The 15,488-nt window shown below is 45.0% G+C and carries 9 protein-coding genes, 2 tRNA genes and 2 rRNA genes; 10 read left to right on the plus strand and 3 right to left on the minus strand.

What is annotated here, in order from left to right; all coding sequences use genetic code 11:
- Positions 1-300: 300 nt before the first annotated feature.
- Both DXX92_RS01265 and DXX92_RS01270 read right to left on the minus strand, forming a co-directional pair.
- Complete coding sequence (locus tag DXX92_RS01265; protein ID WP_115998769.1) at positions 301-1,266, minus strand: siroheme synthase; 966 nt, start codon at positions 1,264-1,266, stop codon at positions 301-303.
- Complete coding sequence (locus tag DXX92_RS01270; protein WP_115998770.1) at positions 1,266-2,045, minus strand: substrate-binding periplasmic protein; 780 nt, start codon at positions 2,043-2,045, stop codon at positions 1,266-1,268. Before DXX92_RS01270 ends, DXX92_RS01265 begins: the two co-directional genes overlap by 1 nt.
- Positions 2,046-2,153: 108 nt before the next feature.
- On the opposite strand from DXX92_RS01270, the gene prmA reads away from it, so the two are divergent.
- The 6 genes from prmA (at position 2,154) to purD (ending at position 8,862) form a co-directional block, all read left to right on the plus strand.
- Positions 2,154-3,035, plus strand: a complete 882-nt coding sequence (prmA, locus tag DXX92_RS01275; protein ID WP_115998771.1) for a 50S ribosomal protein L11 methyltransferase — start codon at positions 2,154-2,156, stop codon at positions 3,033-3,035.
- A gap of 211 nt (positions 3,036-3,246) precedes the next feature.
- A complete protein-coding gene (gene dusB, locus DXX92_RS01280) occupies positions 3,247-4,215 on the plus strand; it encodes a tRNA dihydrouridine synthase DusB (protein WP_116002253.1) in 969 nt (322 codons plus the stop codon).
- A gap of 13 nt (positions 4,216-4,228) precedes the next feature.
- Positions 4,229-4,525, plus strand: coding sequence for a DNA-binding transcriptional regulator Fis (gene fis, locus DXX92_RS01285; protein ID WP_115998772.1), 297 nt, complete (start codon positions 4,229-4,231; stop codon positions 4,523-4,525).
- A gap of 277 nt (positions 4,526-4,802) precedes the next feature.
- Positions 4,803-6,428 carry a bifunctional phosphoribosylaminoimidazolecarboxamide formyltransferase/IMP cyclohydrolase gene (gene purH, locus DXX92_RS01290; RefSeq protein WP_115998773.1) on the plus strand — a complete coding sequence of 542 codons (1,626 nt, stop codon included), beginning with the start codon at positions 4,803-4,805 and terminating at the stop codon, positions 6,426-6,428.
- 193 nt (positions 6,429-6,621) lie between these two features.
- Positions 6,622-7,452, plus strand: a complete 831-nt coding sequence (locus tag DXX92_RS01295) for a class I SAM-dependent methyltransferase (protein ID WP_181901795.1) — start codon at positions 6,622-6,624, stop codon at positions 7,450-7,452.
- Positions 7,453-7,575: 123 nt separating this feature from the next.
- Positions 7,576-8,862: a phosphoribosylamine--glycine ligase gene (gene purD / locus DXX92_RS01300; RefSeq protein WP_115998775.1), complete on the plus strand. Its 1,287-nt coding sequence runs from the start codon at positions 7,576-7,578 to the stop codon at positions 8,860-8,862.
- 97 nt (positions 8,863-8,959) lie between these two features.
- Here purD and DXX92_RS01305 read toward each other — a convergent pair whose 3' ends face one another.
- Positions 8,960-9,457, minus strand: a complete 498-nt coding sequence (locus DXX92_RS01305) for an RNA recognition motif domain-containing protein (RefSeq protein WP_115998776.1) — start codon at positions 9,455-9,457, stop codon at positions 8,960-8,962.
- A 789-nt stretch (positions 9,458-10,246) separates the two neighbouring features.
- Between DXX92_RS01305 and DXX92_RS01310 the strand changes: the two genes are divergently transcribed.
- The 4 genes from DXX92_RS01310 (at position 10,247) to DXX92_RS01325 (ending at position 15,427) form a co-directional block, all read left to right on the plus strand.
- Positions 10,247-11,789, plus strand: a 16S ribosomal RNA gene (locus DXX92_RS01310).
- Between the two features lie 92 nt (positions 11,790-11,881).
- Positions 11,882-11,957, plus strand: a tRNA-Ala gene (locus tag DXX92_RS01315).
- A gap of 128 nt (positions 11,958-12,085) precedes the next feature.
- Positions 12,086-12,162: transfer RNA gene (locus DXX92_RS01320), tRNA-Ile, on the plus strand.
- A gap of 388 nt (positions 12,163-12,550) precedes the next feature.
- Positions 12,551-15,427, plus strand: a 23S ribosomal RNA gene (locus tag DXX92_RS01325).
- Together the 16S and 23S rRNA genes with 2 tRNA genes alongside form the textbook arrangement of a ribosomal RNA operon.
- The last annotated feature ends 61 nt before the right edge of the window (positions 15,428-15,488 follow it).

Genomic DNA, 15,488 nt, shown 5'->3' on the forward strand with positions numbered 1-15,488 from the left:
GAGTTTGCTGCGTGCCGTGGCGGCTCCAGCTTTATCGTTATTGTTATCGTGTCAGCAAAAAGAGATACGTTGCTTTCATCACTATTACCAATTTCAATGACGGTTCGATCATTTTAGTTGGGTATCAATATCCAACTCATAAATTCAATTGGTATAAGCAACTTATGTTAACAATAAATTACATTTTCGCAAGCCAGTGTATTGACTTTTATTAGAACGAGGGCTAAGCGCCTGTTTAAGACGCTTAAATCAAGATATGTGTAGCTAAGGTGTAGTGTAGAGAAATACAGGTAAGAAGAGTTAGCTGCCGCACACGAACGTTTGCTTGAGTATGGTGCTTTCCTGCAATGCTTTGTTGGCAGGCAGCGGCTCATAGCCGTCTAAAAAGTAGATAACGCGATTGCCTCGTTCTGCTAGTTCAATTGCGTGCTGATAATTCACACTAATACTAGAAGCAATCGATTGCGGGTACTTTTCCGCATCACGACGCACATATTCCAGTAATTCTAAATTAACTTGCTCATCATAAAACACCGCGTCTGCAAATTGACAAGCTTTGTGAATCGCTAACGTCATGTTGTCTGGGTTACCTGTCATGGTATGAACAAAGGTAATACTGCCTTGCTGTGGTGGTATTTCGCTTTTTAAGCTAGTGAATAGTTGTTGCTCTGCTTCGGTCACTCGCCCCGATAAAATATTTTCACCGATACTGCCGCGCAATGTGTTTTCCCAAAATTGGCGGCGATTAGACAAGCCTTTGACACGTGCTTTGACATGATCTCGAAACTTGAATGAGAAATCTGCCAGTTTGCCGTATGCGGCGGGCATAATGCGTTCTATTTGTTCGCGCAGCATTCTAACTAGAATTGGTGCGCTTCCTGAGCTTGAGATAGCCACTATCATCGGATCGCGGTCAATGATAGCTGGCGTGATATATGAGCATAGGTCTGGTTGATCAACGACATTCACTAACAAGCCAAGGCTGCTTGCTTCTTCTTGTACTTCAGCATTGACATGTGGGTCGTCTGTAGCGGCGATAACCATTGACAAGTCGTTCATATGACCTGGCTCGTAGGCGTGCGCAAGCCATGTTAAATCGTGTTCCTTAATTAAACGTTGCACGGTTGGATTGAGCTTGCTGCTCATTACCGTGATGTTTGTGGTCGACTTTAATAGCAATTCAATTTTACGGGCGGCAACTTCGCCACCCCCAATGACCAATGCGCGGATAAAACGTGCATCTAAAAAAACGGGAAAATATTTCATTAATCAGCCAATTGCCACTTCTGTAATATCGCCAGATATTGTCCGCTTTGTTTTAACTTTTCCAGTGCTTTTTGTAATTTTTTAATGATGATAGGGGAGGTATTTAAACTGGCAGCAAGGTAATGCCCTTGTTGAAGGTCATCTAAGATCAAAGCTGACTCTACCGCTTGAAACGCCTCGTCGCTTATTTGTTGTTGCGCTTGCCACATAAATTTATTTGCCGTGATGTAATCAACCTTTCTTTCTAAGAGCGCCAGCCAAGCACTGGCATAAGAAGAATTCAGCAAGATGTTATGGTCGTCAGTAAACCCCTTGGCTTGCAAATACTGATGAATAATATCTGAGCGATGAACGCCAATGCGGTACTGTTTGGCTTGTTCTAATGTTGAAATAGTGAGTTCCGGTCGCGACTTTAAACGCACCAAATGCACACTATCGTTTACCAAGGGGAACAGCCAGTGAAATTTACCTTCTCTGCTGGGAGTGCGAACAATAGAGAAAATAAGTGTGTTAGCTTGCTGTTGTGCGATTTGATAAGCGCGAGCCCAGGGGTAGAATTTGATTTCCCCTTCAATTTCACTGTCGTTAAGAAGGCGTTCAACAATTTCTACCATCGCACCGCTGGGAGGTTGGTTCGGCACATTTATCTGCAATGGTGCTAAGTGCTCAGTAACAATCTGCACTTTAAGTTGTTGGCTAAAGCTTAAATTAGAAAAGCAAGCAAACGCTGCTGCAACTATCAGGGCGATTGGCCAACCTTGCTTTGATTTGTCCATCATATCCTACTTATATGTACGGCTATTATCGTTAAGGGATAGTAGAGAGTATTACTTTCTACAGGTGATGAATGATAAACTTTAGTATAAATGTTCTGACAGAGATACCCAATGCCTTGGATACAATTAAGGTTACAAGCCAATGAAGAAACGGCTGAAAAATACAGTGACTGGTTAAGCGCTGCTGGTGCGCAAGCCGTTACCTTTATTGACGCGCAAGATACGCCAATTTACGAGCCTTTACCGGGTGACGAAGTGATTTACTGGGCTAATACCGTGGTTATGGGGTTGTTTGATGCCGCCCATGATATGGAAAAGGTCATTAGTTACCTTAAATCTATTCACCCAGAAAAAGCCGAAATGGCGTATAAGCTAGAGCAATTAGAAGACAAAGACTGGGAACGAGAATGGATGGATAACTTCCATCCCATGAAGTTTGGTGAACGTTTATGGATTTGCCCTAGCTGGCGCGAAGTGCCGGATCCCGAAGCCGTAAACGTGATGCTTGACCCTGGCCTTGCCTTTGGTACGGGTACTCACCCGACAACTGCATTGTGTTTAACTTGGCTAGATGGTTTAGACCTCACCGGTAAAACTGTCGTCGACTTTGGCTGTGGCTCAGGCATTTTATCACTGGCTGCGCTTAAACTAGGCGCGAAAAAAGTGATTGGTATCGATATTGACCCACAAGCGCTGCAAGCCAGTCTTGAAAATGCTAAACGCAATGGCTGTGAAGACCGACTTGAGCTTTATTTACCTAAAGACCAACCTAGCCTGAAAGCCGATGTAGTTGTTGCTAATATTCTGGCCGGTCCATTAAAAGAGTTAGCGCCAACGATAATCGAGTTTGTTGGTGACAAGGGTTTACTCGCACTTTCTGGCGTATTGGAAAATCAGGCGCCGGAATTACAAACGATTTACGGACAGTGGTGCGCCATGGATCCAATTCAAGTACAAGACGAGTGGGTCAGGCTTTCTGGGGTTCGTAGCTGAAATTAGAGCAGATACTTCAGAAAAAAAGTCAAGCAGAAAATTGTGCGAAGTTGATAACTTTTGTGCATTTTCTGCACGTTTAAAAATTAACTCAAAAGTCAATATTAAAAAATCAAAAAAAAACAAAATTTGTTCAATTTATATCCTTTTCAATCCTAAAAAAAACACGTAAACTGTGCGCCCTTTTGACCAAGAGCTCAAAAAAGCAGCAGTGAAGATAGGCAGCTACCAGCTAAAAAGTAAGGCAATGCTTGCGCCAATGGCGGGCATTACTGACAAACCGTTTAGACAATTATGTTGTCAGATGGGCGCTGGTTTGGCGGTATCTGAAATGGTGTCGGCGAACCCTAAGGTCTGGAATACAGAAAAATCTAAGTTGCGAATGGTACATAGCGCGGAAGCGGGTATTCGTTCGGTTCAGATTGCTGGTTCTGATCCTGAGGAGATGGCGTTTGCAGCTCAGGTTAATGTGCAAAACGGTGCCCAAATTATTGACATCAATATGGGGTGCCCGGCCAAGAAAGTAAATAAAAAACTCGCCGGTTCGGCGTTGCTTAAAGCCCCTGATCAAGTTGAACAAATTGTTCAAGCTGTAGTCGAAGCGGTGAATGTGCCAGTAACGCTGAAAATACGAACGGGTTGGTGTGAAAACACGCGCAATGGTATTGAAATTGCCAAAATTGCTGAACACAACGGTATTCAATCGTTAGCTGTTCATGGTCGAACTCGCTGTGACTTTTATAAAGGTAATGCCGAGTACCAAACGATTAAGGCAATTAAAAAAGCAATTTCGATTCCGGTTGTTGCAAATGGTGATATTACTTCTGCGCAAAAAGCAGCAGAAGTTCTCGAATTCACCAATGCAGATGCGATCATGATTGGTCGCGCTGCCCAAGGTAGACCGTGGATTTTTCGCGAGATTAACCATTATCTCGACACAGGTGAGGTACTACCTGAGCCTTCAATGGAGGAAGTGCGCTCAATATTATTGGGACATGTAGGTGATTTACACCAGTTTTATGGTGACTTCATGGGCGTGAGAATCGCTCGTAAGCATGTGTCTTGGTATATGCAAACGCACGACCAGGGTAAAAATTTTCGATCAAGTTTTAACGGCCTCGAGTCAACTAGCGAACAGCTCGAAGCGTTAAACATGTATTTTGATAACTTAACTAGATAAGAGTCTGAACTTTATGTTTGAACAAAATATTTCTTCTCCTTTCATTACCAATGTAACTGATATTCAGCAGCAAACTACGAAGGCGTCACCACTGCGCACTCAAGCGAAAATCGCTATCAAAAACTACTTATCACAATTGAACGGTAATGATGTTGACGATATGTACGAATTAGTACTATCTGAAATCGAAGCGCCAATGCTAGAAGAAGTAATGACTTACACTCGCGGCAACCAAACCCGCGCAGCAAACTTGCTAGGTATCAACCGCGGTACACTTCGCAAGAAATTGAAAAAATACGGTATGAACTAATATCGCATTATCAGAAAGCACCTTAGGGTGCTTTCTTTGTTTTTGGCACTTGGAAAAGTGAACCAATCAGTCAGCATTTAAACTGCTAGACTAAAAACGCAAAACGTGAATGCACTGAGCGCAAGAAAGTCAGAAGAAATAGAAGTAGAATTTAAATCGCAGGAGCGACAGCCAACGGTTGTTTATCACGAGACAAGATAAACGATTATCGGTTTTGCCACGGATATATGTCACAGGCCAGACTACATCACTAAAGATACAGGTAATAGAAATAGCAATGGATACCCCACGCCCAATCAAACGTGCACTACTAAGTGTTTCTGATAAAACTGGTATTGTAGAGTTCGCGCAAGCACTTACGCAAAAAGGTGTTGAACTACTCTCTACTGGCGGCACGGCAAAATTACTTGCCGATAATGGTATTAACGTCACGGAAGTGTCTGATTACACCGGTCACCCAGAAATTATGGACGGCCGTGTTAAAACGCTTCACCCAAAAGTGCATGGCGGTATTTTAGCGCGCCGTGGCACAGATGAAGCGGTGATGGCCGAAAACAACATCGATGCCATTGATATGGTGGTGGTAAACCTATATCCATTTGCTAATACCGTCGCTAACGATGATTGTTCACTAGAAGATGCCATTGAGAACATCGATATCGGTGGCCCAACGATGGTGCGTGCAGCCGCTAAGAACCATAAAGACGTGACGATTATTGTTAACGCTCATGACTACAATCGCGTATTGGCAGAAATGGACGCTAATAGTGACTCACTTACCTACCAAACCCGTTTTGATTTAGCGATTGCGGCTTACGAGCACACGGCAAGTTACGATGGCATGATCGCTAATTACTTTGGCCAAATGTTGCCAGCGTACGCTAAAAACTGTGAAAAGCGTGACAATGCTGCCGAAAGCGAAGTTGGTTTTGATAACAAAAACAAATTCCCACGCACCATCAATAGCCAATTCGTTAAAGCGCAAGATTTGCGTTACGGCGAAAATTCTCATCAAGATGCGGCGTTTTATGTTGAAGCACAGCCAGAAGAAGCATCAGTTGCTACGGCGAAACAAATTCAAGGTAAAGCGCTGTCATACAATAACATCGCTGATACAGATGCAGCGTTAGAGTGCGTTAAAGAGTTTGACGAGCCAGCGTGTGTCATCGTTAAACATGCCAACCCATGTGGTGTCGCAATTGGCGATAATATTTTAGCTGCTTACGAAAGTGCCTACACAACCGATCCTACCTCAGCGTTTGGTGGCATTATCGCCTTTAACCGCGAGTTAGATGCAGACACCACCGAAGCGATTATTTCTCGTCAGTTTGTTGAAGTGATCATTGCCCCGAAAGTGTCAGAAGCTGCAGCGCAAATTGTTGCTGCAAAGCCTAATGTTCGTGTACTTGAATGTGGTCAATGGCAGTCACAAACCACAGGGTTAGACTACAAACGTGTTAACGGTGGTTTATTAGTGCAAGATCGCGACCAAGGCCGTGTTACTGATGATGAGCTGAAAGTTGTCACTAAGCGTCAACCGTCAGCAGAAGAATTACGCGATTTAAAATTCTGCTGGAAAGTGGCTAAGTACGTAAAATCAAACGCCATTGTTTACGTGAAAAACTCAATGACGATTGGTGTTGGTGCAGGCCAAATGAGCCGTGTTTACTCAGCGAAAGTGGCTGGTATTAAAGCGGCGGATGAAAACCTAGAGGTCGCTGGATCAGTGATGGCGTCAGATGCTTTCTTCCCGTTCCGTGATGGCATTGATGCGGCAGCAGTGGCTGGTATTACTGCTGTTATTCAACCGGGCGGCTCAATGCGTGATGAGGAAGTTATCGCAGCGGCTGATGAACACGGTATGGCAATGGTATTTACCGGTATGCGCCATTTCCGTCATTAATGCTTTATCCGTCTTTAATTCAAGGCGGCAAACTATTTCTGTTGGTTAGCTAACTAGCTGAAATAGTTAAAGTGCTGGTTTCCAACGACAAGTGGCAACCAGCTTCACTGAATCTTTTAACGAATTCTGCTATAACTTTACGGGTCTAGTTATTATCACTTACAACCCTTGTTATGGAAGAACTATGAACACAATAAAAACAGTACTCAGCGCTTCACTTATTTCACTGACCATGGCGTCATTGCCAGCAATGGCACATACCCATGAACCTCACGGTAAACAAGCCGCAACTAGCTTTGAGCTAATGAAGGCAATTAGCGGTGATCACCGTAGTGCCAAAAACAAAGCGCGTGATGCTTACCGTAATCCAAAAGAAACATTAGCCTTTTTTGGTTTCAAGCCCGACATGACCGTAGTAGAAATGGCACCTGGTGGTGGTTGGTACACTGAAATTCTTGCTCCTGCGCTAAAAGCCAACGGTAAGTTTTACGGTGCTCACTACCCAGATACCGGTGAAGATAACTATTTCAGCAAATCGCGTCGCCGTTTAGAGCAAAAAATGGCGAGTGATGAAGTATTTAGCAAAGTAGAGCTAACTAACTTCACGCCACGAGTTGCCTCAGAAATTGCTCCAGCAGGAACAGCTGACCTTGTTTTAACATTCCGTAATCTACACAACTGGGGTGAAGAAGGTGTGCTGCAAGTGTTTAAAGACGCACATAAAGCACTTAAAAGCGGTGGTGTACTAGGTGTTGTTGAGCACAGAATGCCAACCAGTCAAAAATGGGAAGACAACAAACGCAGTGGCTATTTCCCAGAGCAAATGACGATTGATTTAGCGGAAAAGGCAGGTTTCAAATTAGCGGCAAAAAGCGAAGTTAATGCTAACCCGAAAGATACCGCTGATCACCCGAAAGGCGTTTGGACGTTGCCACCTGTATTACGTTTAAAAGAGCAGGATAAAGAAAAGTACTTGGCGATCGGTGAAAGTGACCGTATGACGCTGAAGTTTGTAAAAATGTAAATCTTTACAATGTAGATCTTTATATTGGTAAAGGTTAACCCTTTAAGAAGAGTATTGAGTTTTAAAGCATTTAACAAAACACTCACTACTCTTCTTTATTATTTTAGTTAGGAAAAGTTATCAATGAATGTATTAGTGATTGGCAGTGGTGGTCGTGAACATGCCCTTGCATGGAAGGCGGCGCAATCTACTAAAGTCGAAAAAGTATTTGTCGCACCGGGTAATGCCGGTACCAGTACAGAAGATAAACTGGAAAATGTTGCAATCTCCGTAGACGATATTCCAGCATTAGTGACTTTTGCTAAACAAAATAATATTGCGCTAACCATTGTTGGCCCAGAGCAACCATTAGTTGATGGTGTAGTTGATGCATTTCAGGCCGAAGGTTTAACTATTTTTGGTCCGTCAGCTAAAGCGGCGCAATTGGAAGGTTCAAAGGCATTCACCAAAGACTTCTTAGCGCGCCACAACATTCCAACTGCAGCCTATGCTAATTTCACGGAAATTGAGCCAGCGTTAGCTTATGTTCGTGAGCAAGGTGCACCTATTGTGGTTAAAGCTGACGGCTTAGCGGCAGGTAAAGGTGTAATCGTTGCGATGACACTTGAAGAAGCGGAAGATGCGATTAAAGATATGTTGGCAGGCAATGCTTTTGGCGATGCTGGACATCGCGTAGTAATCGAAGAATTCTTAACAGGTGAAGAAGCAAGCTTTATTGTCATGGTTGACGGTAAAAACGTATTGCCATTTGCTACAAGTCAAGATCATAAGCGTGCATATAACGAAGACAAAGGTCCAAACACAGGTGGTATGGGTGCATACTCTCCAGCACCTGTGGTAACACCAGCAATTCATGATCGCATTATGAAAGAAGTGATCATGCCAACAGTAGAAGGTATGGCAAAAGAAGATGCACCATATACTGGCTTTCTATACGCAGGCTTAATGATCGCAGAGGATGGCACGCCAAAAGTAATTGAATATAACTGTCGTTTTGGTGATCCAGAAACTCAACCTATCATGATGCGTTTACAGTCAGATCTTGTGGAATTATGTATAGCTGCTTGTCAGGGCGAATTAGCGGGTAAAGAGATCAACTTTGATCCTCGCGCTGCAGTAGGGGTGGTTTTGGCCGCTGGTGGTTACCCGGGTAGTTATAACAAAGGCGATGTAATTTCAGGCTTGGCAACCAACACAGCAAACGATCGTAAAACGTTTCATGCTGGCACTGCCCTGAAAGACGGCCAGGTAGTAACTGCAGGCGGACGCGTGTTATGTGCAACTGCATTAGGTGAAGATGTTACAACAGCGCAAAAGGCGGCGTATGAACTGTTACACCAAATAAGCTGGGATAAGGTCGAATTTAGAACTGATATTGCATATCGTGCAATCGCGAGAGAGCAAGACTAAGTAAGCACAAAGAGATGTAACAATAAAAAGCCCGGTATGAATAACCGGGCTTTTTGTCTTTATTGGTTTGTACCCCTAGGCTAGATAAGCTTAGTTACTATTGAACGCTGCTCTCTGTTCTTTCAGGTCGCTCTTTCGCTTCTCTGACTTTCAGTGTGCGTTGTTGAAACTCTGAATCATTTAACGCCGAAATCGCACCTGCTGTATCTGCGGCAGCCATTTCAACAAATCCAAAACCTCTGCGTTTACCAGTATGCTTATCTTTCATTAAACGCACAGAATGAACTGCGCCATGCGCAGAGAACAATGTTCTGACCGCTGCTTCATTCGCTCGGTAAGGTAAATTACCAACATAAAGCGTTTTGATATCTCCATTAATACCAGAAGCAGAATTATTGTTAACCTGCTCATCAGCGCTTTGGCTAGCACTCTGTTTATTAAGTAATGACGAGATAATATTTGCAACCAACGCACCTAATGCAGCACTTACTGCAATAGTAGGTGCGTCCTTACCGAGTGTATTGGCAACCAGAAAAGCAATAACCCCCATAACAATAGCTAAAGCAAATGCTGTAATGACTTGAGAAGACTTCATAAGTTATACCTGAAATTATTATTGTAAAAATTGTATAAATACAAAGCTATGTTACCCAGCTTTATCGATAGTGCAACTTTAAGTTATTAAGCCTACCGATCTCTTTGCTCAGAGGAATGCTTGTGCAACCCTGTTTTCTAGTAATTATTAAATGTTTAGAACCGAAAGACAGCGTAACTTGTTATTTATAAACATTCCTTGGAATAAAAGTTTTATTTTTAATGTTCGAATTAAGGATCTACCTTTTATTCCCTAAAGGTTATAAAAGCAGCGTTTAAGAGGCAGGATCCTTTTTAAAACCCAATAAAACACTGGTTTTGTACAATAAGTGTGCGAACGGTGAAATAATTGAAAATAGTGCTTGATCCTTTTCTCAAAGTGTCTAAAATGCGCCACATCTTCAACGGGGCAGCCCAACGAAGTGTTTTGATAAGTTTAGTTAGCAAGTTTGCTAAATAAACGGGTCAGATAACTTAGAAAAATGAATTAAAGATTTTTTCAAAAAGTTGTTGACATCAAAACTAGGAAGCGTAAAATGCGCATCCGCTCTCAACGAGAGAGCAACCACAAAACACGAGTGCGATGTTTTGTTTGAATCGCAAGGTTCAGTTCTTTAACAATTAGTTATCATGCAATTTGTGTGAGCATTCACATGATGTTGATTTTACAAATATAGCTAAGCTTGTCTTAGCAAAAATTAACTCAGTGAACTCATGCAAAAACTACTTTTATATAAGTTTTATTTGTACAGAATTCATTGAGCCGAGACTGATGTCTCACAAACGATTTTAATTGAAGAGTTTGATCATGGCTCAGATTGAACGCTGGCGGCAGGCTTAACACATGCAAGTCGAGCGGAAACGAAGAGGAGCTTGCTCCTTTGGCGTCGAGCGGCGGACGGGTGAGTAATGCTTGGGAATATGCCTTTTGGTGGGGGACAACAGTTGGAAACGACTGCTAATACCGCATAATGTTTACGGACCAAAGCGGGGGACCTTCGGGCCTCGTGCCAAAAGATTAGCCCAAGTGAGATTAGCTAGTTGGTGGGGTAAAGGCCTACCAAGGCGACGATCTCTAGCTGGTTTGAGAGGATGATCAGCCACACTGGGACTGAGACACGGCCCAGACTCCTACGGGAGGCAGCAGTGGGGAATATTGCACAATGGGGGAAACCCTGATGCAGCCATGCCGCGTGTGTGAAGAAGGCCTTCGGGTTGTAAAGCACTTTCAGTCGTGAGGAAAGGTTAGTAGGTAATATCTGCTAGCTGTGACGTTAGCGACAGAAGAAGCACCGGCTAACTCCGTGCCAGCAGCCGCGGTAATACGGAGGGTGCGAGCGTTAATCGGAATTACTGGGCGTAAAGCGTGCGTAGGCGGTTTGATAAGCCAGATGTGAAATCCCGGGGCTTAACCTCGGAACTGCATTTGGAACTGTTTGACTAGAGTACTGTAGAGGGTGGTGGAATTTCCAGTGTAGCGGTGAAATGCGTAGAGATTGGAAGGAACATCAGTGGCGAAGGCGGCCACCTGGACAGATACTGACGCTGAGGCACGAAAGCGTGGGGAGCGAACAGGATTAGATACCCTGGTAGTCCACGCCGTAAACGATGTCAACTAGCTGTTTGTGTTCTTGAAACGTGAGTAGCGTAGCTAACGCGCTAAGTTGACCGCCTGGGGAGTACGGCCGCAAGGTTAAAACTCAAATGAATTGACGGGGGCCCGCACAAGCGGTGGAGCATGTGGTTTAATTCGATGCAACGCGAAGAACCTTACCATCCCTTGACATCCAGAGAATTTTCTAGAGATAGATTAGTGCCTTCGGGAACTCTGAGACAGGTGCTGCATGGCTGTCGTCAGCTCGTGTTGTGAAATGTTGGGTTAAGTCCCGCAACGAGCGCAACCCCTATCCTTATTTGCCAGCGAGTAATGTCGGGAACTCTAAGGAGACTGCCGGTGATAAACCGGAGGAAGGTGGGGACGACGTCAAGTCATCATGGCCCTTACGGGATGGGCTACACACGTGCTACAATGGCGTATACAGAGGGCAGCAAGACCGCGAGGTGGAGCGAATCCCAGAAAGTACGTCGTAGTCCGGATTGGAGTCTGCAACTCGACTCCATGAAGTCGGAATCGCTAGTAATCGCGAATCAGAATGTCGCGGTGAATACGTTCCCGGGCCTTGTACACACCGCCCGTCACACCATGGGAGTGGGTTGCAAAAGAAGTGGCTAGTTTAACCTTCGGGAGGACGGTCACCACTTTGTGATTCATGACTGGGGTGAAGTCGTAACAAGGTAACCCTAGGGGAACCTGGGGTTGGATCACCTCCTTATCTTGAAGTAAAACGCACCATGTTGAGTGTTCACACACATTGCATTGATAACGAACGTATAAGAAGTAACCCTTTACTGATGCAGTAGATGAGGGGCTATAGCTCAGCTGGGAGAGCGCCTGCCTTGCACGCAGGAGGTCAGCAGTTCGATCCTGCTTAGCTCCACCACTTATCATCAGTACTGGCTCGAACAAAGAGCGCACCCCGCCACGTATTGAAAGCGGTGAGGTCGGCCTGTTTTTTTCAAGTCTGCCCAGACCTAGTCATAGGTGAAGGTGAACTCTTGAAACAATTAAAGGTCTGTAGCTCAGCTGGTTAGAGCGCACCCCTGATAAGGGTGAGGTCGGCAGTTCAAGTCTGCCCAGACCTACCACTACTTCTTAACAAAGAATGAGAAACCAAACTTAAGGTGTTCATATGTTTCGTAAGAGAAGCGAACAATTTACGTTTGGTTTTTTAAACCACGATTTAAGCGAATGTGCCTTAAATTGAGTTCTTTAACAATTTGGAAAGCTGATATATATCCCGAATATATTTCTTGTTTTACATAAGAAAAATATTCGAATGATGATTACAGTGTCGCGCTGTAAACATCAAACCTGATAAATGATTTTTCCTTATCATTTATCAATCTAATTCAAGCATACTCCATTACTGTTCTTTTTAAGAATGGATAATGAGTACGTGAAAATGTCAGTCATACATTAGCATCAAGATTTGTCTCTTGATGACTTAAATACGAAAACTATTTGGGGTTGTATGGTTAAGTGACTAAGCGTATATGGTGGATGCCTTGGCAGTTAGAGGCGATGAAAGACGTGTTAATCTGCGATAAGCCTAGGTAAGGTGATAAAAACCGTTATAACCTAGGATTTCTGAATGGGGAAACCCACTTGCATAAGCAAGTATCATTAAGTGAATACATAGCTTAATGAGGCGAACCGGGAGAACTGAAACATCTAAGTACCCCGAGGAAAAGAAATCAACCGAGATTTCCTTAGTAGCGGCGAGCGAACGGGAATTAGCCCTTAAGCTTATGGGCGTTAGTGGAACAAGCTGGAAAGCTTGGCGATACAGGGTGATAGCCCCGTACACGAAGACAAACATAAGTGAAATCGAGTAGGTCGGCACACGTGAAATGTTGACTGAACATGGGGGGACCATCCTCCAAGGCTAAATACTCCTAACTGACCGATAGTGAACCAGTACCGTGAGGGAAAGGCGAAAAGAACCCCTGTGAGGGGAGTGAAATAGAACCTGAAACCGTATACGTACAAGCAGTGGAAGCCTTCGGGTGACTGCGTACCTTTTGTATAATGGGTCAGCGACTTATATTCTGTAGCAAGGTTAACCGATTAGGGGAGCCGTAGCGAAAGCGAGTGTTAACTGCGCGTTTAGTTGCAGGGTATAGACCCGAAACCCGGCGATCTACCCATGGGCAGGTTGAAGGTTGGGTAACACCAACTGGAGGACCGAACACACGTATGTTGAAAAATGCGGTGATGACCTGTGGGTCGGAGTGAAAGGCTAATCAAGCCGGGAGATAGCTGGTTCTCCCCGAAATCTATTTAGGTAGAGCCTCGGACGAATACCATTGGGGGTAGAGCACTGTTAAGGCTAGGGGGTCATCCCGACTTACCAACCCTTTGCAAACTCCGAATACCAATGAGTACTATCCGGGAGACACACTATGGGTGCTAACGTCCGTAGTGAAGAGGGAAACAACCCAGACCGCCAGCTAAGGTCCCAAAGTCATAGTTAAGTGGGAAACGATGTGGAAAGGCATAGACAGCTAGGAGGTTGGCTTAGAAGCAGCCATCCTTTAAAGAAAGCGTAATAGCTCACTAGTCGAGTCGGTCTGCGCGGAAGATGTAACGGGGCTAAACTATGCACCGAAGCTGCGGATTCAAAATTTATTTTGAGTGGTAGGGGAGCGTTCTGTAAGCCGTTGAAGGTGTGTTGAGAAGCATGCTGGAGGTATCAGAAGTGCGAATGCTGACATGAGTAACGATAAAGGGGGTGAAAAACCCCCTCGCCGAAAGACCAAGGTTTCCTGTCCCATGTTAATCAGGGCAGGGTAAGTCGGCCCCTAAGGCGAGACCGAGAGGTGTAGTCGATGGGAAACAGATTAATATTTCTGTACTTCTTTATATTGCGATGGAGGGACGGAGAAGGCTAAGCAAGCATGGCGTTGGTTGTCCATGTGAAAGTATGTAGGCTGAGAACTTAGGCAAATCCGGGTTCTTAAGGCTGAGATACGAGACGAGACTCTACGGAGTTGAAGTTGTTGATGCCCTGCTTCCAGGAAAAGCTTCTAAGCATAGATATAAAGGAACCGTACCCCAAACCGACACAGGTGGTTAGGTAGAGAATACTAAGGCGCTTGAGAGAACTCGGGTGAAGGAACTAGGCAAAATAGTACCGTAACTTCGGGAGAAGGTACGCCGGCTCTGGTGATGGGACTTGCTCCCTAAGCTGAGGTCGGTCGAAGTAACCAGGTGGCTGGAACTGTTTATTAAAAACACAGCACTGTGCAAAATCGAAAGATGACGTATACGGTGTGACGCCTGCCCGGTGCCGGAAGGTTAATTGATTGGGTTAGCTCTGCGAAGCTCATGATCGAAGCCCCGGTAAACGGCGGCCGTAACTATAACGGTCCTAAGGTAGCGAAATTCCTTGTCGGGTAAGTTCCGACCTGCACGAATGGCGTAATCATGGCCACACTGTCTCCACCCGAGACTCAGTGAAATTGAAATTGCGGTTAAGATGCCGTATACCCGCGGCTAGACGGAAAGACCCCGTGAACCTTTACTATAGCTTGACAGTGAACATTGCTCCTACATGTGTAGGATAGGTGGGAGGCTTTGAAACTTGCACGCCAGTGTGAGTGGAGCCAACCTTGAAATACCACCCTTGTATGCGTGATGTTCTAACCTAGGCCGATTATCTCGGTTGGGGACACTGTCTGGTGGGTAGTTTGACTGGGGCGGTCTCCTCCCAAAGCGTAACGGAGGAGCACGAAGGTTGGCTAAGTACGGTCGGACATCGTACGGTTAGTGCAATGGCATAAGCCAGCTTAACTGCGAGACAGACACGTCGAGCAGGTGCGAAAGCAGGTCATAGTGATCCGGTGGTTCTGTATGGAAGGGCCATCGCTCAACGGATAAAAGGTACTCCGGGGATAACAGGCTGATACCGCCCAAGAGTTCATATCGACGGCGGTGTTTGGCACCTCGATGTCGGCTCATCACATCCTGGGGCTGAAGTCGGTCCCAAGGGTATGGCTGTTCGCCATTTAAAGTGGTACGCGAGCTGGGTTTAGAACGTCGTGAGACAGTTCGGTCCCTATCTGCCGTGGGCGTTTGAGAATTGAAGAGGGCTGCTCCTAGTACGAGAGGACCGGAGTGGACGAACCTCTGGTGTTCCGGTTGTTTCGCCAGAAGCATTGCCGGGTAGCTACGTTCGGAACTGATAACCGCTGAAAGCATCTAAGCGGGAAGCAGGCTTTGAGATGAGTTCTCACTGGGACTTTAAGTCCCCTGAAGGGTCGTTGGAGACTACGACGTTGATAGGTCAGGTGTGTAAGGGTTGTGAGGCCTTGAGCTAACTGATACTAATTGCCCGTGAGGCTTAACCATACAACACCCAAATGGTTTTGTAAGACTGACAGAATAAAGAAAATCACGTACTAACGTGTGC

It is taken from the genome of Thalassotalea euphylliae (assembly GCF_003390395.1).
Classification (GTDB): domain Bacteria; phylum Pseudomonadota; class Gammaproteobacteria; order Enterobacterales; family Alteromonadaceae; genus Thalassotalea_F; species Thalassotalea_F euphylliae_C.

Excerpts from the sequence above, each read along its gene's own strand:
- DXX92_RS01265 (WP_115998769.1), bottom strand. The coding sequence starts at position 1,266 with ATGAAATATTTTCCCGTTTTTTTAGATGCACGTTTTATCCGCGCATTG.
- DXX92_RS01270 (WP_115998770.1), bottom strand. The coding sequence starts at position 2,045 with ATGATGGACAAATCAAAGCAAGGTTGGCCAATCGCCCTGATAGTTGCA.
- prmA (WP_115998771.1), top strand. The coding sequence starts at position 2,154 with ATGCCTTGGATACAATTAAGGTTACAAGCCAATGAAGAAACGGCTGAA.
- fis (WP_115998772.1), top strand. The coding sequence starts at position 4,229 with ATGTTTGAACAAAATATTTCTTCTCCTTTCATTACCAATGTAACTGAT.
- purH (WP_115998773.1), top strand. The coding sequence starts at position 4,803 with ATGGATACCCCACGCCCAATCAAACGTGCACTACTAAGTGTTTCTGAT.
- purD (WP_115998775.1), top strand. The coding sequence starts at position 7,576 with ATGAATGTATTAGTGATTGGCAGTGGTGGTCGTGAACATGCCCTTGCA.
- DXX92_RS01305 (WP_115998776.1), bottom strand. The coding sequence starts at position 9,457 with ATGAAGTCTTCTCAAGTCATTACAGCATTTGCTTTAGCTATTGTTATG.